General features: G+C 74.5%; 19 protein-coding genes and 1 pseudogene. 9 read left to right on the top strand and 11 right to left on the bottom strand.

Annotated elements, in window-relative coordinates; all coding sequences use genetic code 11:
- Positions 1–10 precede the first annotated feature (10 nt).
- On the bottom strand, positions 11–484 hold the full coding sequence (locus ASC60_RS30450) for an SRPBCC family protein (protein WP_055556574.1): 474 nt from the start codon (positions 482–484) through the stop codon (positions 11–13).
- Positions 485–541: 57 nt separating this feature from the next.
- Positions 542–1,390, bottom strand: a complete 849-nt coding sequence (locus ASC60_RS30445) for a DeoR/GlpR family DNA-binding transcription regulator (protein WP_055556572.1) — start codon at positions 1,388–1,390, stop codon at positions 542–544.
- 535 nt (positions 1,391–1,925) lie between these two features.
- Here ASC60_RS30445 and ASC60_RS30440 point away from each other — a divergent pair.
- Entirely contained in the window at positions 1,926–4,028 is a 2,103-nt protein-coding gene (locus ASC60_RS30440) for a hypothetical protein (RefSeq protein WP_370592982.1), read from the top strand.
- Here ASC60_RS30440 and ASC60_RS30435 read toward each other — a convergent pair.
- The 5 genes and pseudogenes from ASC60_RS30435 to ASC60_RS30415 form a co-directional block, all read right to left on the bottom strand.
- The gene (locus ASC60_RS30435; protein ID WP_055556570.1) at positions 3,998–6,451 is read right to left on the bottom strand and encodes a right-handed parallel beta-helix repeat-containing protein; all 2,454 of its coding nucleotides are present in this window, start codon (positions 6,449–6,451) and stop codon (positions 3,998–4,000) included. The genes ASC60_RS30440 and ASC60_RS30435 overlap by 31 nt on opposite strands.
- Positions 6,452–6,639: 188 nt before the next feature.
- Positions 6,640–7,242, bottom strand: coding sequence for a hypothetical protein (locus ASC60_RS30430; RefSeq protein WP_055556627.1), 603 nt, complete (start codon positions 7,240–7,242; stop codon positions 6,640–6,642).
- A 91-nt stretch (positions 7,243–7,333) separates the two neighbouring features.
- Positions 7,334–9,087: pseudogene (locus tag ASC60_RS30425) on the bottom strand (GAF domain-containing protein).
- Between the two features lie 64 nt (positions 9,088–9,151).
- Complete coding sequence (locus tag ASC60_RS30420; protein ID WP_079038719.1) at positions 9,152–10,039, bottom strand: universal stress protein; 888 nt, start codon at positions 10,037–10,039, stop codon at positions 9,152–9,154.
- Between the two features lie 107 nt (positions 10,040–10,146).
- Positions 10,147–10,581: an ATP-binding protein gene (locus ASC60_RS30415; RefSeq protein ID WP_055556623.1), complete on the bottom strand. Its 435-nt coding sequence runs from the start codon at positions 10,579–10,581 to the stop codon at positions 10,147–10,149.
- Positions 10,582–10,836: 255 nt separating this feature from the next.
- Here ASC60_RS30415 and ASC60_RS30410 point away from each other — a divergent pair, with 255 nt between their 5' ends.
- Both ASC60_RS30410 and ASC60_RS30405 read left to right on the top strand, forming a co-directional pair.
- Positions 10,837–11,286: a Crp/Fnr family transcriptional regulator gene (locus ASC60_RS30410; RefSeq protein ID WP_055556568.1), complete on the top strand. Its 450-nt coding sequence runs from the start codon at positions 10,837–10,839 to the stop codon at positions 11,284–11,286.
- 184 nt (positions 11,287–11,470) lie between these two features.
- Positions 11,471–12,193 carry a response regulator transcription factor gene (locus ASC60_RS30405; protein ID WP_055556566.1) on the top strand — a complete coding sequence of 241 codons (723 nt, stop codon included), beginning with the start codon at positions 11,471–11,473 and terminating at the stop codon, positions 12,191–12,193.
- 304 nt (positions 12,194–12,497) lie between these two features.
- Here the strand turns inward: ASC60_RS30405 and ASC60_RS30400 are convergent, their stop codons facing one another.
- Positions 12,498–13,343, bottom strand: a complete 846-nt coding sequence (locus ASC60_RS30400) for an MOSC domain-containing protein (protein WP_055556564.1) — start codon at positions 13,341–13,343, stop codon at positions 12,498–12,500.
- 135 nt (positions 13,344–13,478) lie between these two features.
- Positions 13,479–13,988: a DUF6643 family protein gene (locus tag ASC60_RS30395; RefSeq protein WP_055556562.1), complete on the bottom strand. Its 510-nt coding sequence runs from the start codon at positions 13,986–13,988 to the stop codon at positions 13,479–13,481.
- Positions 13,989–14,200: 212 nt separating this feature from the next.
- Here ASC60_RS30395 and ASC60_RS30390 point away from each other — a divergent pair, with 212 nt between their 5' ends.
- Positions 14,201–15,544 carry a TerD family protein gene (locus ASC60_RS30390; RefSeq protein WP_055556621.1) on the top strand — a complete coding sequence of 448 codons (1,344 nt, stop codon included), beginning with the start codon at positions 14,201–14,203 and terminating at the stop codon, positions 15,542–15,544.
- Positions 15,545–15,578: 34 nt separating this feature from the next.
- Here ASC60_RS30390 and ASC60_RS30385 read toward each other — a convergent pair whose 3' ends face one another.
- Positions 15,579–16,778, bottom strand: coding sequence for a glycosyltransferase (locus ASC60_RS30385; RefSeq protein WP_055556560.1), 1,200 nt, complete (start codon positions 16,776–16,778; stop codon positions 15,579–15,581).
- A 68-nt stretch (positions 16,779–16,846) separates the two neighbouring features.
- Here ASC60_RS30385 and ASC60_RS30380 point away from each other — a divergent pair, with 68 nt between their 5' ends.
- Together ASC60_RS30380 and ASC60_RS30375 are read left to right on the top strand one after the other, a co-directional pair.
- Positions 16,847–17,647, top strand: coding sequence for a glutamate racemase (locus tag ASC60_RS30380; RefSeq protein ID WP_055556558.1), 801 nt, complete (start codon positions 16,847–16,849; stop codon positions 17,645–17,647).
- 72 nt (positions 17,648–17,719) lie between these two features.
- Entirely contained in the window at positions 17,720–18,292 is a 573-nt protein-coding gene (locus ASC60_RS30375) for a hypothetical protein (protein WP_055556556.1), read from the top strand.
- Positions 18,293–18,644: 352 nt separating this feature from the next.
- On the opposite strand, the gene ASC60_RS30370 is transcribed toward ASC60_RS30375, so the two are convergent.
- Positions 18,645–19,676, bottom strand: coding sequence for an O-antigen ligase (locus tag ASC60_RS30370; protein ID WP_234357201.1), 1,032 nt, complete (start codon positions 19,674–19,676; stop codon positions 18,645–18,647).
- Between the two features lie 210 nt (positions 19,677–19,886).
- Here ASC60_RS30370 and ASC60_RS30365 point away from each other — a divergent pair, with 210 nt between their 5' ends.
- The 3 genes from ASC60_RS30365 to ASC60_RS30355 are packed head-to-tail and all read left to right on the top strand — an operon-like array spanning position 19,887 to position 23,327.
- Positions 19,887–20,366 carry an NUDIX domain-containing protein gene (locus ASC60_RS30365; protein ID WP_055556554.1) on the top strand — a complete coding sequence of 160 codons (480 nt, stop codon included), beginning with the start codon at positions 19,887–19,889 and terminating at the stop codon, positions 20,364–20,366.
- Positions 20,367–20,421: 55 nt separating this feature from the next.
- Positions 20,422–21,246, top strand: a complete 825-nt coding sequence (locus tag ASC60_RS30360; protein ID WP_107097199.1) for a 3-hydroxybutyrate dehydrogenase — start codon at positions 20,422–20,424, stop codon at positions 21,244–21,246.
- Positions 21,231–23,327, top strand: coding sequence for a GAF domain-containing protein (locus ASC60_RS30355; protein WP_234357200.1), 2,097 nt, complete (start codon positions 21,231–21,233; stop codon positions 23,325–23,327). Before ASC60_RS30360 ends, ASC60_RS30355 begins: the two co-directional genes overlap by 16 nt.
- Positions 23,328–23,333 lie beyond the last annotated feature (6 nt).

Raw genomic sequence — 23,333 nt, 5'->3', positions numbered from 1 at the left:
CGAAGGCGCCTCAGACCGCCGTCGTCAGGCGCCGGTCCAGGCACCGGACCGCGTCGTGGAAGGCCCGCCGCAGCGCCGGGCGGAAGGCCCGCGCCGCGGCCCGGGTCACCGCCGTGCCGTCCAGCGCGAACGTGTAGCGCACCACGGTGCCGGAGTGCCACGGCACCAGCCGCCACTCCTCCAGCAGCGCCCGCAGCCCCGGCACGTTCGTCTCGTCGATCCGGTACGCGTACCGTTCGCACGGGTCCGTCGCCATGATCGTCTCGCGGAACCGGGTGCCGGCCGTGAGCCGGATCTCCCGGCCCGTCCCGTCGGCCGTCGGGCGGGCGTCGGACACCTGGCGGAACCAGCGGGGCCAGCTCTCGACATCGGCCAGCGCCCCGAACACCGCCTCGGGCGGCGCCGACGCCTCGGCGACGAACGCGAGTCGGACCGGGGCGGTTTCGGTGTAGTCCAGCCCCACGGAACGCAACCGGTATGCCATGGGGGCAACCATAGCCGCACATCTGTCGCACCGTCAGATGTGCGTGTGCCGCCGGCGTCAGAACTCCGACGCGGCCTCGGCCGGCTCGCCCGCCACCACCAGCTCCGGCAGATACTCGGCGATCTCGGCGCGCGCCCCGGCCGGCAGCCCCGGGTCCGTCACCAGCGCGTCCACCTGGTCCAGCGAGGCGAACGAACTCAGCCCCACCGTGCCCCACTTGGTGTGGTCGGCGACCACCACCACCCGCCGCGCGGACCGTACGAAGTGGCGATTGGTCTCCGCCTCCGCCAGGTTCGGCGTGGACAGCCCGGCCTCGACCGATATGCCGTGCACCCCGAGGAAGAGCACATCGAAGTGGAGCGAGCGCACCGCGGCGTCCGCGACCGGCCCCACCAGCGTGTCCGACGGGGTGCGCACCCCGCCCGTGAGCACCACGGTGGCCGCTCCGGGGCGCGGCGCCGCCCCGCCGAGCGCCGCCGACCGCTGCGCGGTGTAGAACACGTCCGCCACCCGGACCGAGTTGGTCACCACGGTCAGATCCGGCACCTCCAGCAGTTGCTGGGCCAGCGCGAACGCCGTCGTACCCCCGGCCAGCCCGATCGCCGTGCCCGGCGCGGCCATCGCGGCGGCGGCCTTCGCGATGTCCTCCTTGGCGCTCAGCTCCAGACCCGACTTGGCCTCGAACCCCGGCTCGTACGTGCTCGCCTCGGCGACCGGCACCGCGCCGCCGTGCACCTTCTCCACCACGCCCATCCGGGCCAGCGCGTCCAGATCGCGACGGACCGTCATGTCCGACACGTTGAGCTTGCGTGTCAGCTCGTTGACCCGCACTCCACCGCGCCGTCTGACCTCGTCGAGGATCAGGGCGCGCCGCTGCTCGGCGAGGAGGTTCTGGTTGTCGCTCACCCTGCCCGTTCCCTTCCGGTCGGCGCGTGTCGCCCGCGCGGCCATCTTCGCACGGGGGACGGACAGCAGGTCCCCGGAGGACCGGGGGTTACGATTTCGCCACGCCCGGCCTGTCATGGTCCTGGTCCCACCCCGCTGGGCACAATCCTGGAGCGAACACCGGGACGGAACGACCGCACGGACACCGGGATCGGGGGACACGGTGGCATCGACCACGGGTACCAGGGCATCGGCAGCGGGGGTGGAGCGGACGCTGGGGGTGTCGCCGCCGCCCCCGGACAGCGGACCGCCCCCCGATCTGGAGCTGCTGGTCCACGGCGTCGGCGGCGCCACCCCCCAGGAGATGCTCAGCGACCCGCGCACCACCCCGCTCACCGGCGACGAGACCGCCGCGGTCTACCGGCGCATCGACGACATGGACGCCGAGTCCCGGCCGGAGGACTACCAGGACGCCCCGGTCCGCGAGGCGTACGTCTGGTCCAACCTCACCTCCGGCAACGGCGCCCGCGCCCTGTGGCTGCTCCTGCTGCCCTTCATGGTCGTCAACCTGGCGCACTGGATGCGCCCTGCGGCCGACCGGCGGGAGCGGACCGTGCGCACCTACGGCCTGCTGGTGCGCCTGGTCGCGCTCAGCCTGACCGTGCTGCTGATCGCCGGGGCCTGCGAGGTGGCCCTCGACCTGGTCGCCTGGCAGTGCGCGGGCACGCCCGACTGCTCCGACGGCACCTGGCTCGGCTTCCTGTCCGCCGGTGACGACGGCTGGTGGAGCCAGCCCGGCCGCCGGCTCGCCCTCGCAGCCGTCGTACCGGCGGCCCTGGTCGGCCTGCTGTGGTACCTGTCCAACCGCACCTGGAGCGCGTACGAGTCGCAGGCGCCGCTGGAGCTGCCGGTGGACGAGACCTGCCCCGAGTCGGAAAACCGCCCCGCGCTGTGCCTGCCGGGCTTCTGGTACGGCCGCCGGATCGTCGCCCGGCTGCGCGCCGCCCACACCGCCGCCGGATTCCTGACGATCGCCGCGGCCGTCACCGCGGCCACCGCCGGGTACGACCGCGGAAGCGTCGGCGGCGCCCCGTCGGCCGCCCTGGGCGGGACGCTGCTGACCCTGGTGGTGGCCGGTGGCTGCGTGGTGGTGTACGTGGTGTGCCGCCGCGGCCGCAGCGAGACCAAGACCGACAGCGGACTGGACCGCCTCACCATCACCGCGCTGCCCGGCGCCGCGCTCGGCGTGCTGGTGCTCGCCCTGCTGTACGCGGGCTGGTCCCGCCCCCGCTGGGTCTCCCACGGAAGGCTCCCCGGGGACCAGACGTTCTCCGTGATCGCGATCGCGCAGGGCGCGCTCATCGTGGCCATCGCGGTGTGCGCCGTGGTCCTGTACCGGGAGGGGCCCACCCCGCGCACCCCGCTGCGCGGGCTGGCCGGTCCCGCCGTCGCCACGCTCGCCTGCGGACTCGGCTCGGTGCTCGCGGGCGGCCTCGCACAGCGCATCGCCGACTGGCTGGACGGCGGCGCCACCCCGGGCGAGGGCGGCACCATCGCGCCTCCCATCCTGCTGTCCTGGTGGGCCACGGCCATACCGGTGTTACTGCTGATGATCCTGCTGCTGGCCGTGATCTTCGCCCTGCGGGCCTGGCGGATCCGCGAACGCCTCATCCCCGACGTCCTGGACAGCTATCCGGGGGAAACGGCCGACGCGGTGCGCACCCGCCGGATCGCCGGCACGATCGCCCGCGCCGGGCTCACCGACTCCGCCCCCTGGCTCGTCGGCCCCGTCGCCCTGCTCGCCCTGCTGCTCGGAGGGCTCGCGGTCGCCGGGGCCCTGGCCACCAACGAGGTGCCGGGGCGGGCCGCCGACGACACCCCGAGCATCGTGGACGCGGCCACCCAGACCGCACAGGCGCTCGGCTCCTGGATGATGGGCTTCGCCGTACTGATGCTGGTCACCTGGGCCCGCCGCGCCTACCGCAGCCCGTCCGCCCGGCGCACCATCGGCATCCTGTGGGACGTCGGCACCTTCTGGCCGCGCGCCGCGCACCCCTTCGCCCCGCCCTGCTACGCCGAGCGCGCCGTCCCCGACCTGACCTGGCGGATGGAGACCTGGACCCGCACCTACGGCGGCCGCCTCGTCATCTCCGGGCACTCCCAGGGCAGCGTGCTGGCCGCCGCCGCGGTCTGGCAGGTCGACCTGCGCACCCGCGCCCAGATCGCGCTGCTCACCTACGGCTCACCGCTGGAGCGGCTGTACGGACGCTGGTTCCCCGCCTACTTCGGCCCCGCCCAACTCCGCTCGCTCCACGGCGAGGTGCGGTGCTGGCGCAACCTGTGGCGCCGCACCGACCCCATCGGCGGCCCGATCCGGCTGCCCGACGGCACCGGGCCCGAGGTGGACTGCGACGCCTTCAAGGACCCGCTCGCCTACGGCCGCACCGCCGAACACCCGCTGCCCGCACCGATCCTGGGGCACTCCGAGTACCAGGCGGACCCGGCCTTCGACCAGGAGCGGGCCGAACTGCTCGCCCGGATCCCCGAGGGAACACCCTGCGGCTGCGCGGCCGTACCGCAACCGGCCCGGAGCGATTCCGGACCGGCCCACGGCGACACCGAATCCGCTCAGAGCAGTTCGGGCAGATCCTCCGGGTAGAGCAGGGTGAGGTCATCGGTGGTCGGGTCGCTCAGCTGGGCGACCCGGCCCGCGTGCCGCTCCACCATCGCCTCGAAGGTCTGCCGGGCGGTGCGGCCGTTGCCGAACGCCGGGCCCTTCGGGAGCGCCGTGAAGTACTTCAGCAGCGCCTCCGAGGCGCCCTCGCCGATCCGGTACTCCTGGTCGTCGGCCTGCTGCTCCACGATCCGCAGCAGCTCCTCGGGCGCGTAGTCGCCGAAGGTGATGGTGCGGGAGAAGCGGGACGCCACCCCGGGGTTGACGGACAGGAAGCGCTCCATCTCCGCGGTGTACCCGGCGACGATGACCACCACCGAGTCCCGGTGGTCCTCCATCAGCTTCACCAGGGTGTCGATCGCCTCGCGCCCGAAGTCCCGGCCGGAGTCCTCGGGCGAGAGCGCGTACGCCTCGTCGATGAACAGCACCCCGCCGCGCGCCCGGTCGAACGCCTCCTGGGTGCGGATCGCCGTCGAGCCGATGTGCTCGCCGACCAGGTCCACCCGGGAGACCTCCACCAGGTGGCCGCGCTCCAGCACCCCCAGGGAGGCCAGGATCTCGCCGTAGAGCCGGGCGACCGTCGTCTTGCCGGTGCCGGGGGAGCCGGTGAAGACCAGGTGGCGGCGGACCGAGGCGGCCTTCAGCCCGGCCTCCTGCCGCCGCCGGCCGACCTCGATCATGTCGGTGAGGGCGCGCACCTCGCGCTTGACGCTCTCCAGACCGACCAGCGCGTCCAGTTCGCCCAGCACCGTCGTGGAGGGCCGCACCGACACCGGCTCGGCGGCGGGAGCGCCGGACGCGGCCGTCACGGCCGGGGGCTGGGTCGCGCGCTGCGCCGGGATGCCGCCCAGCAGCCCGCCCGTCGAGGCGGCGGTCTCCACGGCGGGCGCCGCCGGGAGGGCGGGGGCGGTCGCCGGGGTGGTGACGGCGGTGGTGGCGCTCTCGTCGCTCGTGCAGTCCTCGACGGCCGGGCCCGCCTCGGAGAACTCGTAACCGCCGCGCGCGCACCGCTCGGTGCGGCACCGGGTCAGGGTGGTGCGGCAGCCGTCGATGATGTGGAAGCCGTAGCCGCTGCTGCCCGTCACCCGGCAGCCGGTGAAGGTGCCGCGTCCCTCGGCGGACACATAGAACCCGGCCTCCGTCGGCGAGGAGACCGTGGTGCGCTCGACCGTCGGATCGGCGCCCTTGGTGACGATCACCCCGGTCGAGGCGCCGTCGATGGTGCAGTTCGCCAGGGTGCCGCCGCTGCCGTGGTCGCGGAACCAGGCGCCGGTGGCCGTCTCCCGGATCCGGCAGTCGTCCAGCTGCGCGGTCGCCCCGTCGCTCACCGACACCGCCGTGTTGCGCACCTGCGACAGATCGCTGTCGACGACGTCCACGCGCGAGCCGCGGTCCAGCACGAACAGCGCGTCCGGCACGTCCCGCACCCGGCACGAGTCGAGCACGGCCGTGGCGCCGTCGCTCACCCACACGGCCGGATAGTCGCCCGTGCTCTCGTGCAGCTCGCACTGGTTGGCGTCCACCCGGGTGCCCGGATCCCACACCGACAGTCCGTTGCGCCCGAACCGGCGCACCGTCGAGCGGGTCATCGTCAGCACCGAACGGGACCGCAGGTCGACCGCGTTCTCCGGGACGTCGTGGATCTCGCAGTCCGCGAGCGTGAGCACGGCGTCGGTGTCCAGGTTGACGCCGTCGCCCGTCGTGCGGTGCACCCGGCAGTCGGTGAGGTGCCCGGTCGCCCGCGAGGAGACCGTCACCCCGGCGCCCCGGATCTCGTACACCTCGCAGCCGACGGCCTCCAGCGAGCTGCCCTCGCCGGTGAGGGTGACCCCGGCGCCCGAGGAGTGGTGGATCCGGCACCGCTCCAGGCGCGGGCGGGCGCCGCCGCGCACCGCGACCCCGGACTGCCCGGCCGCCATCACCTCGCACTCCTCGAACACCCCGCCCGCGCCGTCCAGCACGCTCAGGCCCACGCCCGCCGGGTTGTCCACGGTGCAGCGCCGCACGGTCGGCCGGGCGCCGCCGCGCACCTCGATGCCGACGGCGGAGCGGGTCGCGACCCGTACGTCCGTCAGCTCCGGGGTGCCCTCCTCGACCAGCAGCGCGGGCGACGCCGAGTCCATGCCCTCGACATGCAGATCCTGGACCACCGCGGACGCGCGTATCGTCAGCGCGACGCCGTCGGCGGGAGCGATCCGCACCGAGCCGCGCGAGGAGCCCTCGGGGCCGCGCAGGGTGACGGCCCGCCCCACCACCAGATTCTCGCGGTAGGTGCCGGGCGAGATGGAGAGCACGTCACCGTCCCCGGCGGCCTCCAGGGCCGCGGCGAGGGAGGCGTACTCTCCGGTGCGGCGTCGCCACCGCGACGTTCCGCTGTGCGTCACCTGGACGACCGAGCCCTGTGCCATGGTGCTGCTGTGCCCCCACCTCGTGCGTATGCCGGATGTGCGCGACTGTGCCGCTGTTCACGTGAAGGCCCCACCGTAGCGTGCGCGGAGCACGCCGAGTTGACCTGCCCGGAAGGACCGGCGCACGAGGTGTTGTGGTGACACGGCGCGAGCCGGGACGATGCCCGGCTCGCGCCGTACTGTCCGCGTCAACTGCCCGCGTCGGCCCGGCCCCAGTCCTGACCGGCCCGCGCCCATGCGATGTCCCACTGGGCGTACCGCCGGCGCACCAGCCGCCATACGAACAGCCGCCGCACACCGTCGACCAGCCCGGCGATCGCCGCGCCCGCGCCGATCCCGGCCAGCACAGCGTGGGTGGTCGTGGTGGCCGAGTCCAGCGGACGGCTCCTCAGCCGGCCCTGGTCGTCCGTCCAGATACGGAACGTCTCGCCCGCGTCGGCGCCCGGGTGGGCGCCGAGCGTGCCCTGGTGCCTGCTGCCGTCCGGGCCCGTCCAGCTGGCGAGGACCCGGCGGTGGGCGTCACGCGCGGAGGCGGTCTCGGGGTCGGAGTCGATGGGTGGCTGCGGCAGCACCTTGGTCACGGTCGCCGTCACGACATGGCGCTCGGCGCGCTGCTCCTGCGCGGTTCTCTCCAGAGCCCCATGCGCCAGGGAACCCGCCGCCCAGCCCGTGGCCGGGGCCGCGAGCACGATCAGCACCGCGGCGACCAGCGCCGCGTACGCCTCCGCGACATCGGTCCTACGGCGCAGCGGGTTACGCCGCCAACGCCACAAGCCCTTGATCATTCGTATCATCCGCACGTCTTTCGACAACCCCCTTCCCCGTTCGTGGATACCGCATGGCAGGCCGGATATGCGCGAATTCGGTGAAGAGAGAGCCATATCACGGGCTGAACCCATTCGCCGCGCCCGCGGGGCCGGGCGCGGCCCGTGGCACGCGCCACACCACCCGGGTGCCGCCCGCCTCGGGCGCCTCGATGCTCGGCGTGCCGCCCAGCAGCTCGGCCCGCGACCGCGTGTTGACCAGCCCGCCGCTGGGGGCCGCGCCGCCGATGCCCACCCCATTGTCGGTGACGGTGAGAACGACATCCGCGCCGACCGTGAACCGTACGTCGACCCGCTGGGCGTGCGCGTGCCGGACGGTGTTGCTCAGCGCCTCGGCGAGCACCGCCGGCGCCTGATCGCCGGTCTCGTCCGGCACATCGGTGTCGACCGGTCCGTCCATCGGAAGCGACGGCGTGAAGCCTGTCCGACGCCGACCGCACGGCCTTCACCAGCCGCCGCCGCGGGGTGGCCGGTTCACCGTCCTCGTCCCCGACCGCCCGCAGCGCGAAGATCGTCGATCGGATGATCTTGATCGTCCCGTCCAGGTCGTCCACCGCCCTGCCGACCCGCTCACCCGCCTCCGGATGCTCGATCAGCCGACTCGCGCCCTGCAGCGTCAGACCCGTCGCGAACAGCCGCTGGATCGCCAGATCGTGCAGGTCACGGGCGATCCGGTCGCGGTCGTGCAGCAGCGCCAGATGCTCGGACTCGGCACGGTGCCGGGCCAGTTCGAGCGTGAGCGCCGCCTGCGCGGCGAAGCCCGACAGCAGCTCCACCTCGTGGTCGTCGAACGCGGGCCGCCCCGCCAGCCGGCACAGCCGCAGCGCCCCGGTGGACCGCTCGTGGGCGACCAGCGGTACGGCCACCAGCGGGCCGAACTCGCGCTCCTGGTCCGGCAGCGGCCGGGCCCGCGCCCGGGAATCGGTCCGTACGTCGCTCGCCACCGCGGGCCGCCCGGTGCGCACCGCGAGACCGGCCAGCGAGCCGCCGGACGGCACCACCAGACTGCTGATGCGCTCCGCGTCATGTCCCTCGGCGACCTCCACCATCAGGCTGTCCGTGCCCGGAGCGGGCAGCAGGATGGCCGCCGAATCGGCCAGCGAGACCTGGAGGGCCGGCCGGGCGACCAGACTCAGCACCTCGGCCGCCGGAGTGCCCGCCGACAGTGTGCGGGTGATCACCCCCAGCGCCTCCAGCCACTGCTCCCGGCGGCGGCTCTCGTGGTACAGCCGGGCGTTGTCGATGGCCACCCCGGCGGGGGCCGACAAGGTGGTCAGCACCGCCTCGTCATCGGGGTCGAACCGCGCGCCACCGCGCTTCTCCGTGAGGTACAGATTGCCGAACACCTGATCCCGGGACCCGGATCGGCACCCCCAGGGACGAGCGCGTCGGCGGATGGTGCGCCGGGAAGCCATGGCTCGCCGGATGCTCGGATAAATCGGTCAGCCGCAGCGGCTGCGGATGGCGGATCAGCTCGCCCAGCAGGCCGTGGCCGCTCGGCAGCGGGCCGATCCGGTGCGCGAGATCCTCCGCTGTGCCCACCGGCAGGAACTGCGACAGCCGGTGGCGGTCGACCACGCCCAGCGCCCCGTACTCCGCGTCCGCCAGCAGCACCGCCGCCTCCACGATCCTCCGCAGCACCTGCTTCAGGTCCCGCTCACGGCCCACGCTGAGCACGGCCTCCAGCAGGCTGTGCGTCCGCCCCCGCGTGGCCCGCGCGGCGTCCAGCCGCGCCTGCAGCTCGTCCAGGAGCTGATCCAGCCGGAGTTGAGGCAGCGCGGGATGACGCCCCTGATCCGCCGTGCCCGACACGCCGTTCCCCCCTTTGGTCCCCCACCGTCGTCACCGCGCGGCACAGCGTATCGAGGGGGGACCATCAGGGCTGCGGGACCACGGCCACCGGGCAGCGGGCGTGGTGCAGTACGGCGTGGTTGACCAGGCCCAGCTGCATGCCGAAGTGCCCCTGCCGCCGCCGGGCGCCCACCACCAGCAGATCGGCGAGGTCCGACGCCTCCAGCAGCGCCTTGCGGGCCGGGCCCTCGACCGCGCGGTAGGCCACGGGGACGGGCGGCCGTGCCATCTCCGTCACCCCGCCCAGCGCCTCGTCCAGCAGCTCGGCGGCGTGCCCGGCGTGGTCCTCGTGCGGCCCGTGGTCCTCCGGCCCCGCGCAGCGCCAGGCGTGCACCGCCGCCAGCTCACAGCCGCGCAGCCGGGCCTCCCGGAGCGCGAAGGCGACGGCGGGGGAGGGCGGCGTTTGGTCGTGCTCGCCCGGGCGCTCGCGCTCGGCGATGCCCACCGCGACGCGGTTCATCCGGCCCCGCACGCCCTCCGGACGGCCCCGGACGACGATCACCGGGCAGGACGCCCGGGCCGCGATGCCCAGCCCGACCGAGCCCAGCAGCAGGGACGCGAACTCGCCGCGCCCGCGCGACCCGACGACCACCGCCTCCGCGCTCTGCCCGGCGCGCAGCAGGGCGGTCACCGCGTCCTCGGCCGCGAGGTCGGTCATCACCTTCAGCGCCGGGGCGCGCCGCCCGGCCCGCTCGGCGGCGGTGGCCAGCACGGTCTCGCTGTACAGACGCTCGGTGGGGCGGTCGGCGGCCGTCGCGGGCACGTAGCCCTCGTACCGCTCCCACAGGGAGGCGTGCACGATGCGCAGGGGGAGCCGCCGCCGGGCCGCCATCTCGGCGGCCCAGTCCAGCGCGTCGGAGGCGGCGTCCGAACCGTCGACCCCGACGACCACGGGAAGCTCCACCGCGCCCACCGCCTCTCCTGCCCGCACCTGGCTGTATGCCCGCTCATTGTCCCGCCGAAGCGGTGGTCATGACGCGCTGTGCGGCGCGCCCGGGGGACCCGCTGGGCCGGCACGCCCTAGCGCAGCCGCATGGCCAGTGTCACGACGGCGCCCATGGCCCCGGCGCTGATCGCCAGCCGGTCGGTGACCAGGCGGGTCAGCCACAGTCCGCGGCCGCTGGTCGCGCCGTCCAGCCCCGGCAGGATCTGCGGGATGACGTCCTCGGAGAAGCCGGGGCCGGAATCGCTGATCCGGCACTCCAGCTCGTCGCCCACCCGCCGCAGCAGCAGGGAGCCCTTCCCGCCCGCGTGTTCGATCGCGTTGCTGGCGATCTCGTCGACGGCGAGGACGAAGTCACCGCGGCGGGTCTCGCTGAGCCCGGCCCAGGCGGCGCACTCCTCGACGAGTACGCGCAGCCGGGGCAGCTCCCCGGCGGTGAAGCGGCGGTGCAGGAGATGTTCCAGGTGTGCTCCGGCTCGGTTGGCGGACCGACGACGACAGTCGGCTGGCACCAGGGCCTCCCGTGTGACGAGGGTGAGCGACATCAGGGTCGGTGAAGCAGCCGAGGGTATGGGGTGTGGGGCGCCCATTGGGGGGTGTGACCACAAAAGGCATGTCATATCGGCAGCGCGACTGGAAATGACTAAGAGAGAGTCGGTACGTGCTCATCCACGTATCGCTTCGGATCGGCCGGCAGGGCGGTGGCCCCTCGCACGCACGGTCACCGCCGAGGGGCGAGGCGGGGGAGGAGACGGCAGAGTGAGGCCATGAAGGGACTTCTGGGCGCACTGAAGACCGAGCACCGCGAGCGGCTGATGGCGCTCGCCCACGATGTGTCCTTCCCCGCGGGCGGCCGCATCTTCGAGGAGGGCCGGAAGGCGGACCACTTCTGGGTCATCCGCACCGGCGCGATCACCCTCGACCTGCGGGTCCCGGGCCGCCGGGCCGCGGTGATCGAGACGCTGGGCCCGGGTGAGCTGATCGGCTGGTCGTGGCTGTTCCCGCCGGAGACCTGGCACCTGGGCGCGGAGGCGCTCAGCCCGGTGCGCGCGTACGAGTTCGACGCGGAGGCGGTGCGCCGACTGTGCGACGACGACCCGGAGCTGGGCTACGCGCTCGCGCTGGCTTGCGCACAGGTGATCGGACGGCGGCTGCAGGCCGCCCGGGGCCGGCTGCTGGACCTGTACGGGCCGTACGCGGGCGGCATGTCCCCCTGACGGGGCCGGGGCCGCCCGCTGACGCCGCCGGACGGGCCCGGACTGCGTAGGGTCGTCGTCCACACCGCTGACCGCTAAGAGGCGCGCCTGAGGGCCGAATGGCCCCTTACCCCTTCCCGCGGCAGGACGTAAGCGCGGGCAGCCGGATCACGACCGGCGCCCCGCGCGCCACGGAGGAGAGGCAGTGCCCGAGACAGCCGACACCGCCGATGCCGGGGGAGTCGTCGACCCGACCGCCGAGCCCATCGGGGTCTTCCTGCTCGACGACCACGAGGTGGTGCGACGGGGCTTGCGCGATCTGCTCGACGCGGAGCCCGATCTCGCGGTCGTCGGCGAGGCGGCGAGCGCCCGCGAGGCCATCGCCCGCGCCCCCGCCGTACGGCCCCATGTGGCGGTGCTCGACGTGCGGCTGGGCGGGTCGGGGGAGAACGCCGACCACGAAGGGATCGCGGTCTGCCGGGAGTTGCGGGCCCGGATGCCGGATCTCGCCTGCCTGATGCTCACGTCCTTCGACGACGACGAAGCGCTCTTCGACGCCATCATGGCGGGGGCCGCGGGCTATGTGCTCAAGCAGATCAACGGCTCCGACCTGGTGTCCGCCGTACGCACCGTGGCGGGCGGCCGGTCCATGCCCGACCCGGGGGCGACCGCCCGCGTCATGGCGCGGCTCCGCGGGACCCAGCCCAGCACGCCCGATGAGCTGGAGCGGCTGTCCCCGCGGGAACGGGAGATCCTGGAGCTGATCGGTGACGGGCTGACCAACCGGCAGCTCGCCGAGCGGCTGTTCCTCGCCGAGAAGACGGTCAAGAACCGGATCTCCTCGATCCTGTCCAAGCTGGGGGTGAGCCGGCGGATCCAGGCGGCGGTGATCGCCGAGCGGATCAGGGAGCGCGAGACGGGCCGGTGAGCCCCGGGCGGGGTGAGGCGCCGGGCGGGTGAGGCGGGCGCCGGTGCCGGAGTCGCGTGGGGCACGAGGCCGGCTCCCCATCCGGCCCCGCACCCCACGCCGAGCGGGGCCGGCCGGTCGTGGTCGCTCATCACCGCGGTGGAGTGAGAGCCCGGCCGCCCCGTGGTCAACCGGTTCACACCGCCCCCGTCAGAGTCCCGCGTCCCGCTCCGGCGGGCGAGGGCCGAACGGCCCTGGGCCCGGGGCCGGTTGGGCCGCCGAGCCGCCCGCCGCCCTGCCCCTCGCCGCCACGGCGCCCGTGGGACTACTCCAGGATCTCGACCGGATCGCCCGGCCGCAGCGTGCCCGTGCCCTCCGGCACCAGGTTCTGCCCGAAGAGCAGGGCGTCCCCCACCCGCCGGTGCCGCGCCAGGGTCCGCAGCGGCTCCTTGCCGCGCTCGCCGGTGCTCTGGTCGGTCGTGGTGATGACGCAGCGGGAGCACGGCTTGCACACCCGGAAGACGACCTCGCCGATCCTTATCCGCCGCCAGTCGTCCTCGGCCCACGGCGCGGTGCCGTCGATCACGACATTCGGCCGGAAACGGTTCATCGGCAAGGGACCCTCATCGGGGTGATCCCCCTGGGCGATGAGCGAGTTGAGCGCGTGCAGCGACGCGGTGGTGGTGAGCAGCAGCGGAAACTCGTCGGCGAGGCTCACGGTCTCCCCGTCGCGAGCGTACTCCGGGGTCAGGGGCCGCCGCCGCGCGGGATCGTCGAGGTGGACCAGCCGCGCCTCGGTGCCCAGGAAGTCGCTGAACCAGGCGTCGGCCTCGGCTCCCGCCGGCACCACCTCGACCTCCGTCCGCGCCATCATCACGGGGAAGGCGGCCGGCGACGGCGCCGACGGATCCCTGGGCCCGGGCGCGGTCACCCGCAGCGGCTCCCGGCCCTCGGCGCTGAGCCGGACACCGCCGCCCGGCAGCAGCTCGGCCGAGGCGAGCGCCAGCCTCGGCTGCTGGCGCTGGGTCACATAGCGCCCGCTGGGCTCGACGACCATCCATCTGCGGTCACCGGCCAGCCCCCACCGCTCCACGACCGCGGCACCGGGCGTCAGGCCCGCTATGGACTTGACGGGGTAGACGTGGAGGGCGCTCAGCTCTGGGTTGACCATGCCGAACATCCTGCCAGCAGGGTCCGACAGACCAAGATGGCCGCGGGGTGAACACCAGCCGGGGCCCGGCGTTCCGTGGAACGGAACGCCGGGCCCCGGCCGCGTTGCGAAGGGTGCGCGAGGAGAGCGCTGGGGTCAGTAGCCGCCCCCCGGCTGCTGGGGACGCCCCGGGTACTGCTGCTGGCGGCCGTACGGGTCGTCGTACGGGGACGGCGCGGGAGCCGCCGGGCGGGGCGCCGCGGGACGCGGCATCGCCGGGCGCATCGCCTCGTACCCGTTCGGCGCCGCCGGGCGCGGCTGCTGCGCCCCCGGGTAACCGCGCGGACCCGCCTGCGGCGGGATGTACGGGGAGGGCGCCTGCTGGAGTCCGCCCGGCTGCATGCCACCGGGCTGCATGCCGCCCTGCTGGGGCGCCTGCTGCTGGTAGCCCTGCTGCGGCGTCTGCTGCGAGGGGGCGGCCGGGAGCGCGGGAAGCGCCGAGGGCAGTGCCGGAAGGTGGCTTCCGCTGTCATACGCGGAAGGCACCCGGATGGGTGCGATCTGAGGCGTTCCCCGCTCGGCGACAAGGCTGTCGTAGATGGGGGTGTCCGGGAAGGACGGCGAGGAGTAGTAGCCGCCGCCGTAGGTGCTGCGGGGGGAGGTCATAGACCATAAGTTAAGCCCACCATGTGCTGATTGGGGAGCCCGGTAGGTGGGTTGTTTTCAGTGTTCGGAGCGGTCGTGGACCCCCAATCGGACCGAACTCGGGAAAAACGGTCGTCAGGGTACGTTGAGATCCTGTAAAGGGCGCGTTTTCAGAGGGTCACACGCCCGTCCAGAAGATGAAGCGAACAGAAAGACAGGGGGACCGCATGGCGATGCGCAAAGGCAGCAACATCCAGGTCGCGGCAGGGGCGGTGCGCGTCGAACTCGGCTGGCGCTCCGGCCCCGGAGTGCCGGACGTGGACGCCTCCGCGCTGCTGCTGATGGCCGGAAAGGTTCGCTCCGACGCGGACTTCGTGTTCTACAACCAGGCGGTGCACGCCTCGGGTGCCGTGCGGCACGAGGGCAAGCGGACGGCCGGTGACACCGTGACCGACACCCTCGCGGTCGATCTGGGCCGTGTGGAGCCCGCGATCGAGACCGTGGTGCTCGCCGCCTCCGCGGATGGCGGAACGTTTGGCCGGGTGCCCGGTCTGCACATCCGGGTCCTCGACGCGTCCGGCGGCGCGGAGATCGCCCGCTTCGACAGTGAAGACGCCTCCGTGGAGACCGCGTTCGTCCTCGGCGAGCTGTACCGCAGGCAGGGCGGCTGGAAGTTCCGCGCGGTCGGCCAGGGGTACGACAGCGGGCTCGCGGGCCTCGCCACCGACTTCGGCATCAGCGTCGACGAACCGCGGTACGCGCCCGCGCCCGCTCCCGCCTCCGTCCCCGCGCCCCCGCCCGCCCCGCCCGCCGCGCCCCCCGCCCCGCCGTCGGGGCCCCCGGTCGCCGGCTTCCCGCCGCCGCCCGCGGCCGTCCCCGCGCCCTTCCCGCCGCCCGCGCCCGCACCGGGTCCGGGCCCCGGCTCTCCGGGCGCGCCGGTGAGCCTCAGCAAGGTCACGCTGACCAAGGAGGCGCCCGCCGTCTCGCTCACCAAGCAGGGCGGCACCTCCGGCGCCCTGCGGGTCAACCTCAACTGGCAGGTGCACAAGCAGTTCCAGGGGTGGGGCCAGAAACTCGGCCGGGCCCTGGCCCTGCACGGCGACCTCGACCTCGACCTGGGCGCGCTGTTCGAACTCGCCGACGGCAGCAAGGGCGTGGTGCAGGCGCTCGGCAACTCGTTCGGGTCGCTGCACCAGCCGCCGTTCATCCAACTCGACGCCGACGACCGGACCGGTTCCCGGGCGGCCGGCGAAAACCTCACCGTCAACCTCGACCACAAGGACGCGTTCCGTCGCATCCTCGTCTTCGTCACCATTTACGAAGGTGCGCGCAGCTTCGCGAACCTGCACGCCACCGTCACTCTTCAGCCACAATTCGGCGCGCCGGTCGACTTCTCCCTCGACGAGTGCACCGTCCCGTCCACGGTCTGCGCGCTCGCGCTCATCACCAACAACGGCGGCGACCTCGTCGTCCAGCGCGAGGCCCGCTATCTGGTGCCGGACCGCGGCGTCAGCCCGCAGCGCACCCTCGACCACGCCTACGGCTGGGGCATGAACTGGACCCCCGGCCGCAAGTGAGAATCCGGCCGGCTTCTTGTCGGCCACACCCCTGTCAGGGCGTGGCGCTGGGGCGGGCGTAGGTGCGCCCCTTCCAGGCCGCGCCCCGCCCCATCCAGTGCCGCGCCGCCGAGTCGACGGTCATCAGCAGATAGAGAAACGCCGTCAGCGGCAGCAGCGGCGCCAGCCAGAGGGTCTGCCGGTAGTAGCACAGCATCGGGACGTACGTGGCGGCCATCAGCACCCACGCGGCGGCGCCCGCCGCGAGAAGAGCCGGGCGCCCGGTGGCCACGCCCGCGCACAGCGCGACGGGCGGCGTGAGATACACCACCGCGAGCCCCGCGACCGTCGCCGTCAGCAGCAGCGGATTGTGCCGCAGCTGGGCGTACGCGCTGCGCGACACCATCCGCCACAGCTCGCCGAGCCCCGGATACGGCCGCACGCTGTCGACCCGGTCGGCGAGCCCCAGCCAGATCGTCCCGCCGGAACGCTTGACCGCCCGGGCGAGCGCCACGTCGTCGATGACCGCCTGCCGGATGGCCTCCGGGACCCCGGCCCGCTCGGCCGCCTCCCGGCGCAGCAGCACACAGCCGCCCGCGGCGGCCGCCCAGCGCCCCCGGCGCCGGTTGACCCAGCGGAACGGATACAGCTGGGCGAAGAAGTACACGAACGCCGGGACGATCAGCCGCTCCCAGCCGGTGGCCACCCGCAGCCGCGCCATCTGCGACACCAGGTCCAGGCCGTGGGCCCGGGCGGCCCGCACCAACTCCCGCAGCGAATCCGGTTCATGGGCGATGTCGGCGTCCGTCAGCAGCAGGAACTCGGCCTTGTCGCCGGCCGTGGCGAGCGCGATGCCGTGCCGCACCGCCCACAGCTTCCCGGTCCAGCCGGGCTCCGGCTCGCCCGGCGAGCCGACGGTCAGCGGCAGCCCGCCGTAGGTGTCGGCGAGTTCACGGGCCAGCTTCCCGGTGCCGTCACGGCTGCCGTCGTCGACGAGGAAGACCTCGGCCCATCCCGGATAGTCCTGGGCGAGCAGCGACGGCAGGCTCGCCGGCAGGACGGCGGCCTCGTCCCGGGCGGGCACCACGATGGCCACCGAGGGCCAGTCGCCGGGCTCCTCACCGCCCGGAGCCCCGGGGGCGCCGGGCGGCGTCCGGGGCAACCGGATGTCCGTACGCCAGAAGAACCCCTGGCCCAGCAGCAGCCACAACCATGCCACCAGGGCCCCGACGGCGATCCACGTCAGCGCGCTCACCCGCCGCAGTCTGCCCGAACCCGCGCCCGGGTGCGGGGGACTCGGGGGCGATCCTCTAAAGTGACCGGGTGAAGATCGCGCTCATGGACTCCGGATTCGGCCTGCTGCCCGCCGCGGCCGCGATGCACCGCCTTCGACCCGACGCCGATCTCGTCCTCTCCTCCGACCCCGACGGCATGCCGTGGGGTCCGCGTACGTCCGAGGACGTCACCGAACACGCCCTGGCCTGCGCCCGCGCCGCCGCCGCGCACCGGCCCGACGCGCTGATCGTCGCCTGCAACACCGCCTCCGTGCACGCCCTGCCCGCGCTGCGGGCCGAGCTGGAGCCCGGTCTGCCGGTCATCGGGACCGTACCCGCGATCAAGCCCGCGGCGGCCGGCGGCGGCCCCATCGCGATCTGGGCGACGCCCGCCACCACCGGCAGTCCGTATCAGCGCGAGCTGATCCGGGACTTCGCGGACGGCGTCGAGGTGACGGCCGTGGCCTGCCCCGGTCTCGCCGACGCCGTCCAGCACGTCGACGACGCGGCGATCGACGCCGCGGTGGCCGCCGCGGCGGCCCGTACCCCGGACGACGTCCGGGCCGTCGTCCTCGGCTGCACCCACTACGAGCTGGTCGCCGAACGCATCCGGGCCGCCGTCCAGCCCGCCGGCGCCCCGCCCATCGCCCTCCACGGGTCGGCCGGGGCCGTCGCCGCGCAGGCCCTGCGCCGGATCGGCGCCGAGCCCTCCCTGCCGCCCGGCTCGGCCGCGTCCGCCCGCGGTACGCTCACGGTCATCCTCAGCGGCCGCGAGGGAGCGCTCCCGGAAGCCGCGCTCCGCTACGCCGAGGGCCATCTGCTGGCCCCCGCCGCCCCCGCGCGGGGCTGACCCGCACCCCTCCCACCGGCCCGAACGGTCCGTCGGCTGCCGTGGTACCGGATTCTGAGTACCCTGCCAGTCATGAGGCCCCACGCCGAGGACCCCGACCACCACGGCGAGCAGACCCCGGGCCAGGGCACGCCCGCGGTCTGGACCGGTCGTGCCCACAACCGGGTGCAGTGGGTGCTGGCGACCGTGGGCGCCGCCTGTGTGGCGCTCGGCATCGACCTCGCCGTCGCCTCCCCCTGGACCACGGGGCTCGCCCCGCTCCTGATGTCCGTCATCGGCTGCCTCGCCGCCGGACTGCTGATGCTCTTCGGCACCCTCGCCTTCGTCCACGTCGCGGTGCGGGTCGACGAGGAGTGCCTGGAGGTCCGCTGCGGCCACATGGGGCTGCCCCGCCGCCGTATCCCCCTCAGCGACGTGGTCCACGCCGATGTCGCCCCTCGCGTCACCCCTTGCCAGTGGGGCGGCTGGGGCTACCGGTGGCGCCCCGAGAAGGGCACCGCGGTGGTGGTGCGGCGCGGTGAGGGGCTGGTGCTGCGGCTGGGGGACGGGCGGGTCTTCACGGTGACGGTGGACGACGCGGAGGCGGCGGTCCGGGTCATCCGCGACCGGTTGCGGCTGATCGCGACCCGCACGTCCCAGGTCTAGTGCCGCGTCAGCCAAGGTTTGCCCGGTAGCGAGGCGTCCTGGTGCGGTCAGATGCAAGGCGCCGGATCGGCCTCGTAGTGGGCCTACTCGGTCGATTCGGCAACGCCGCAGATGGCCGTGCCAGGGCGGCGAGCGGGGTGAACCTTGGCTGACGCGGCACTAGCTAGCGGGACCCTCTCCCCGACCCCGCCCCTTCCCGGATCCGGGGACACCCCGGGCTCCGATGGCCGCCCCGCCCGGCGCGCGGGGCCGGGTCGCCGGGGTCGTCAGGCGGGGCGCGACGGGATGGGCGTACGGGCCCCTCGGCGGCGGCTCGTGCGGTGGTCACTGCCCCTTGACGCCGCGCGTGGCGTCAAGGGGCGGCTTGCGGGTGGCGGGCCGTCGCCAGGCCCGCCAGGAGGCCCGCTCCGGCCGTCACCTGCGGAAAGCTGAGCGCGTTGCCCAGGGAGGCCTCCACGGCCAGGGCCGTCAGCGCGGCCGCCGCCGTCAGGGCGACCGGTGTGGCGCGGGGTGAGCGCCACAGCGCGTACAGCATCCACGCGAAGGCCGCGCCCAGGAGGGCCACGCCCGGCAGGCCCTGACCGGCGGCCTGCTGGAGCGGGGCGGAGTGCGGCGTGATCTCCGGTTCCGGTGATGCGGCGGCCGCCGGGCTCAGCTCGGCGAAGAGGTCGGGCCCCGCGCCGCGCAGCGGGTCCGCCGCGGCGAGGTGGGCCGCGTCCTGCCACAGACGGATCCGGTGCTCGGTGAGGTGGGACCGCAGCGAGGACGGCACACCGCCGGGCACCGTGCCCGCCGCGACCGCCCAGCATCCGCCGGCGGCGATCGCGGCGACCAGGCCGAGCGCGGCCAGTCCCGCGAGCCGCCGCAGCCGGGCCGCGGCCAGGGAGCACAGCAGGACCGCGCCGCTCGCGGCGCCGCCCGCCGGTGGGCCGCTCACCACGGCGGTGAGCGTGATCGTCAGGGCCAGCAGCCACAGGGCCGACCGGAGCGCGGCCCCGCGGGCGGCCCACGCGGCGCAGCAGGCCGCGCCGGTGGCCAGGGTGAGCTGGGCCGCGTCCAGCCCCTGGTGGCCGCTCGGGCCCGTGCCGGTGGACAGGGCCAGGCCGAGCCCCGCGAGTCCGGCGGCGGCCGCGCAGGCGACCGGCAGGAGCGACCCGGCGATGCGGCCGCAGGCGTACCCGGCGGCCACGGCCAATACGGCGAGCAGCACCCCCTCGGGACGCGCGGTGCGCCCCATGCCGGAGACGAGCGCCCAGAGGGCGCAGGAAGCGAGGATCGCCACGCCCGCGACATCGGGCGCACTGCCCGGGGCCCGGCTTCGGTGTTCGCTGTCGTGGTCCCGGTCGTGTTCCTGTACGACCGGTCCCAGCGCTGATGACGTCATCCCGTCGACCCCCCGTCGTGACGGGCATCGCGCAGCGACGGTGAGCCGCGTCGCGAGCCATGCACCGGGAACGGTAGCGCTTGGCATGAGGTATGTGTATATGTTGCGCAGAAACGATGTGTCAGTGGTGAAACGCACCCTGAGCGCGCGGAACGGGCGCCCGGCGCGGGCCACCGGCGCACCCGCGGGCCCGGCCGATACCCTCACCGCATGGCGACCCCCGACTTCATCCGCGGCCTGCGGGCCTCCATCGGCCATGAACTTCTCTACCTGCCGGGCGTGAGCGCCGTCGTCTTCGACGACGAGGGCAGAGTGCTGCTGGGCCGTCGTGCCGACAACGGCCGCTGGGCGATCATCTGCGGCATCCCCGAACCGGGCGAGCAGCCCGCCACGGCGGTGGTGCGCGAGGTGCGGGAGGAGACGGCGGTGCGGTGCGTTCCGGAGCGCATCGTGCTCGTACGGACGTTGGCGCCGGTGACGTATCCCAACGACGACCGGTGCCAGTTCATGGACGTGTGCTTCCGCTGCCGCGCGGTGGGCGGCGAGGCGCGGGTGAACGACGACGAGTCGCTGGACGTGGGCTGGTTCCCGCTCGACGGGCTGCCGGAGCTGGAGGACTTCTCGCTCACCCGGATCAAGCAGGCGCTCGGCGAGGGGCCGACGTGGTTCGAACCCACCCCGGCGGAGTGAAGAGTGTGCCGGGGCCCCATGGGGCCGGGTGCGGGCGCCGCCTAGGGTGCCCCTCATGAGCGCGTCCCCTGTGCCCGGTCACACTCCGGGCTCCGCCCCCCGGCCCGCCGACGCCGGTCTCTCCGGCCGTACCGCAGTCGTCACCGGCGCCGCCGGGGGCATCGGGCGGGCGTGCACCCTGCGGCTGGCGGCCGCCGGGGCACGGGTCCGGGCGGTCGACCTGGACGCCGAGGGCCTGGCCGATCTGGTCGCCTCCGCCGAGCGGACGGCCCGCCCGCCGGGCGCCGTCGAGGCGTACGCCCTGGACCTGATGGACCTGGACGCGGCCGAACGGGCCGCCGAGGGCGCCGACATCCTGGTCAACAACGCGGGAATCCAGCTCGTCCGCCCGATCGAGGACTTCCCGCCGGAGGTGTTCTCCCGGGTGCTGACGGTGATGCTGGAGGCCCCGTTCCGGCTGGTGCGCGGCGCGCTGCCGGGGATGTACGAGCGGGGCTGGGGGCGGATCGTGAACATCTCCTCCGTGCACGGGCTGCGCGCCTCCGCGTACAAGTCCGCGTATGTGGCCGCCAAACACGGCCTTGAGGGGCTTTCCAAGGTCGCCGCCCTGGAGGGCGCGCCCCACGGGGTCACGTCCAACTGTGTCAACCCCGGCTATGTGCGCACCCCCCTGGTCGAGCGTCAGACCGCCGACCAGGCCGCCGCGCACGGCATCTCCCCGGAGCGCGTCGTCTCCGAGGTGCTGCTGGCCGATTCGGCGGTCAAGCGGCTCGTCGAACCGGAGGAGGTGGCGGAGGCCGTGGCGTATCTGTGCGGTCCGCACTCCTCGTTCATCACCGGTGCCTCGCTCACCATGGACGGCGGATGGACGGCCCACTGAACGGCCCGCTGAACTACCGACGGGACGGCCCGCTGAACGACCGGCCGGACGGTCCGCTGCCCGGCCGGCCCGCGGACCGCCCACCGCGCCGTACGACGCCCGGCGCCGCCGCGGCCGCTCCCGGCGATCCGCCGGAGACCCCGTACCTGGAACTGCTCGCGCGCGGCGCGCCTCCCGAGGCGTACGAGCGCCCTGGGCTGCTGGCGCGCGCCGAGAAGGCCCCGGCCGAGCGGCTGGCAGCCCTGGAGCGCGCCAAACTGCTCGCCCTGCGGGTGCGCGGCGAACTGGAGGGGCGCAGGCGCCGCGAGGCCGAGCTGTCCGCGCTCTTCGAGACCGCCCACGACCTCGCCGGGCTGCGCGATCTGGACGCGGTCCTCCAGGCCATCGTGCAGCGCGCCCGTTCGCTCCTGGGGACCGAGGTCGCGTATCTGACCCTCAACGACCCGACCGCCGGAGACACCCATATGCGGGTCACCGACGGTTCGGTCTCGGCGCGCTTCCAGCAACTGCGGCTCGGCATGGGGGAGGGGCTGGGCGGGCTCGTCGCCCAGACCGCGCGCCCCTATGTGACCGACAGCTACTTCGACGACCCCCGCTTCCAGCACACCCGGACCATCGACGCGGGCGTCAGCGACGAGGGCCTGGTCGCGATCCTCGGTGTGCCGCTGCTGCTCGGCAGCGGTGTCATCGGGGTGCTGTTCGCGGCCGACCGTCGGGTCCGCGTCTTCGAGCGCGAGCAGATCGCCCTGCTCGCCTCCTTCGCCGCGCACGCGGCCGTCGCCATCGACACGGCCAATCTGCTCGCCGAGACGCGGACGGCACTGGCCGAACTGGAGGCCGCCAACGAGATCATCCGCGACCGCAGCGGTGTCATCGAGCGCGCCTCCGAGGTCCATGACCGGCTCACCGAACTGGTGCTGCGCGGTGGCGGGGTGCGGGACGTGGCCGCCGCCGTGGCCGAGGTGCTGAGCGGTTCGGTGGAGTTCCTGGAGACGCACGAGGCGTCCGCGGACGCCCTCGACCGGTCGCGGGCCGACGGCCACGCCGTACGCCACGGCGACGACTGGATCGCGGCCGTCTCCGCGGGCGGCGAACTCCTCGGCGCGCTCGTCCTGCACGGCCACCCCCGGCTCGACCCCGTGGACCAGCGCACCCTGGAGCGCGCCGCCATGGTCACCTCGCTGCTGCAGCTCGCCCGCCGCTCGGCGGGCGAGGCCGAACAGCGGGTGCGCGGCGAGCTGCTGGACGATCTGCTCGACGCGCCCGACCGGGAGCCGCGGCTGCTGCGGGAGCGTGCCGCACGCCTGCGCGCGGACCTGGACGCGCCCCATGTGGTCCTCGCCGCGGGCATAGACGCGCCCCGCGCCGCGCCGGGCGGCGAGCCCGCGGCCGAAACCGCCGTCGCGCCGGGCCCGGGCGCCGCCGAGGACGCCGCCGACCGGATGCGCCTGTGGTCCGCCGCGTCCCATCTGGCCGCCACCCGGCAGGGTCTGGCCGCGGCGCGCGACGGCGGCACGGTGCTGCTGCTGCCGCTCGCCGAGGGGGACACCGCCGACGCCCTGGCCCGCCGCGCCGCCCGGCAGCTGGGCACCGCCGTGCACGCGCCCGTCACCGTCGGCGCCTCCGCACCCGTCGCCGCGCCCGCCGCCCGCCCCGCCGAGGTCGCCGCCTCGTACGCCGAGGCCCGGCGCTGCCTGGCCGCGCTGCGGGTGCTGGGCCGGGCCGGCGAGGGGGCCGCCGCCGAGGACTTCGGCTTCCTCGGCCTGCTCCTGGCCGGTACGCGGGACGGCGCCCCGGACGGCACCCGGGTGCGGGACTTCGTCACGCGCACCATCGGGGCGGTCGTGGAGTACGACGCCCGGCGCGGCACCGGGCTGGTGCGCACGCTGGACGCGTACTTCGCCGGCGGGATGAGCCCGGCGCGCACCAAGGACGAGCTGCATGTGCATGTGAACACGGTGGCGCAGCGGCTGGAGCGGGTGGGGCGGCTGCTCGGCGCCGACTGGCAGTCGCCCGCGCGGTCGCTGGAGATACAGCTCGCGCTGCGGCTGCACCGGCTGATGGGGGCCGTGGAGCGCTGACCCGGC

The sequence above is a fragment of the Streptomyces sp. NBRC 110028 genome, assembly GCF_001417735.1.
Lineage (GTDB): Bacteria > Actinomycetota > Actinomycetes > Streptomycetales > Streptomycetaceae > Streptomyces.
Note: the sequence above shows the minus strand (reverse complement) of the source record. Positions and strands in the feature narration are given on the sequence as shown.

Excerpts from the sequence above, each read along its gene's own strand:
- ASC60_RS30450 (WP_055556574.1), bottom strand. The coding sequence starts at position 484 with ATGGCATACCGGTTGCGTTCCGTGGGGCTGGACTACACCGAAACCGCC.
- ASC60_RS30440 (WP_370592982.1), top strand. The coding sequence starts at position 1,926 with ATGGTCGTCAACCTGGCGCACTGGATGCGCCCTGCGGCCGACCGGCGG.
- ASC60_RS30435 (WP_055556570.1), bottom strand. The coding sequence starts at position 6,451 with ATGGCACAGGGCTCGGTCGTCCAGGTGACGCACAGCGGAACGTCGCGG.
- ASC60_RS30410 (WP_055556568.1), top strand. The coding sequence starts at position 10,837 with ATGAAGGGACTTCTGGGCGCACTGAAGACCGAGCACCGCGAGCGGCTG.
- ASC60_RS30400 (WP_055556564.1), bottom strand. The coding sequence starts at position 13,343 with ATGGTCAACCCAGAGCTGAGCGCCCTCCACGTCTACCCCGTCAAGTCC.
- ASC60_RS30395 (WP_055556562.1), bottom strand. The coding sequence starts at position 13,988 with ATGACCTCCCCCCGCAGCACCTACGGCGGCGGCTACTACTCCTCGCCG.
- ASC60_RS30390 (WP_055556621.1), top strand. The coding sequence starts at position 14,201 with ATGCGCAAAGGCAGCAACATCCAGGTCGCGGCAGGGGCGGTGCGCGTC.
- ASC60_RS30375 (WP_055556556.1), top strand. The coding sequence starts at position 17,720 with ATGAGGCCCCACGCCGAGGACCCCGACCACCACGGCGAGCAGACCCCG.
- ASC60_RS30370 (WP_234357201.1), bottom strand. The coding sequence starts at position 19,676 with ATGACGTCATCAGCGCTGGGACCGGTCGTACAGGAACACGACCGGGAC.
- ASC60_RS30365 (WP_055556554.1), top strand. The coding sequence starts at position 19,887 with ATGGCGACCCCCGACTTCATCCGCGGCCTGCGGGCCTCCATCGGCCAT.
- ASC60_RS30360 (WP_107097199.1), top strand. The coding sequence starts at position 20,422 with ATGAGCGCGTCCCCTGTGCCCGGTCACACTCCGGGCTCCGCCCCCCGG.
- ASC60_RS30355 (WP_234357200.1), top strand. The coding sequence starts at position 21,231 with ATGGACGGCCCACTGAACGGCCCGCTGAACTACCGACGGGACGGCCCG.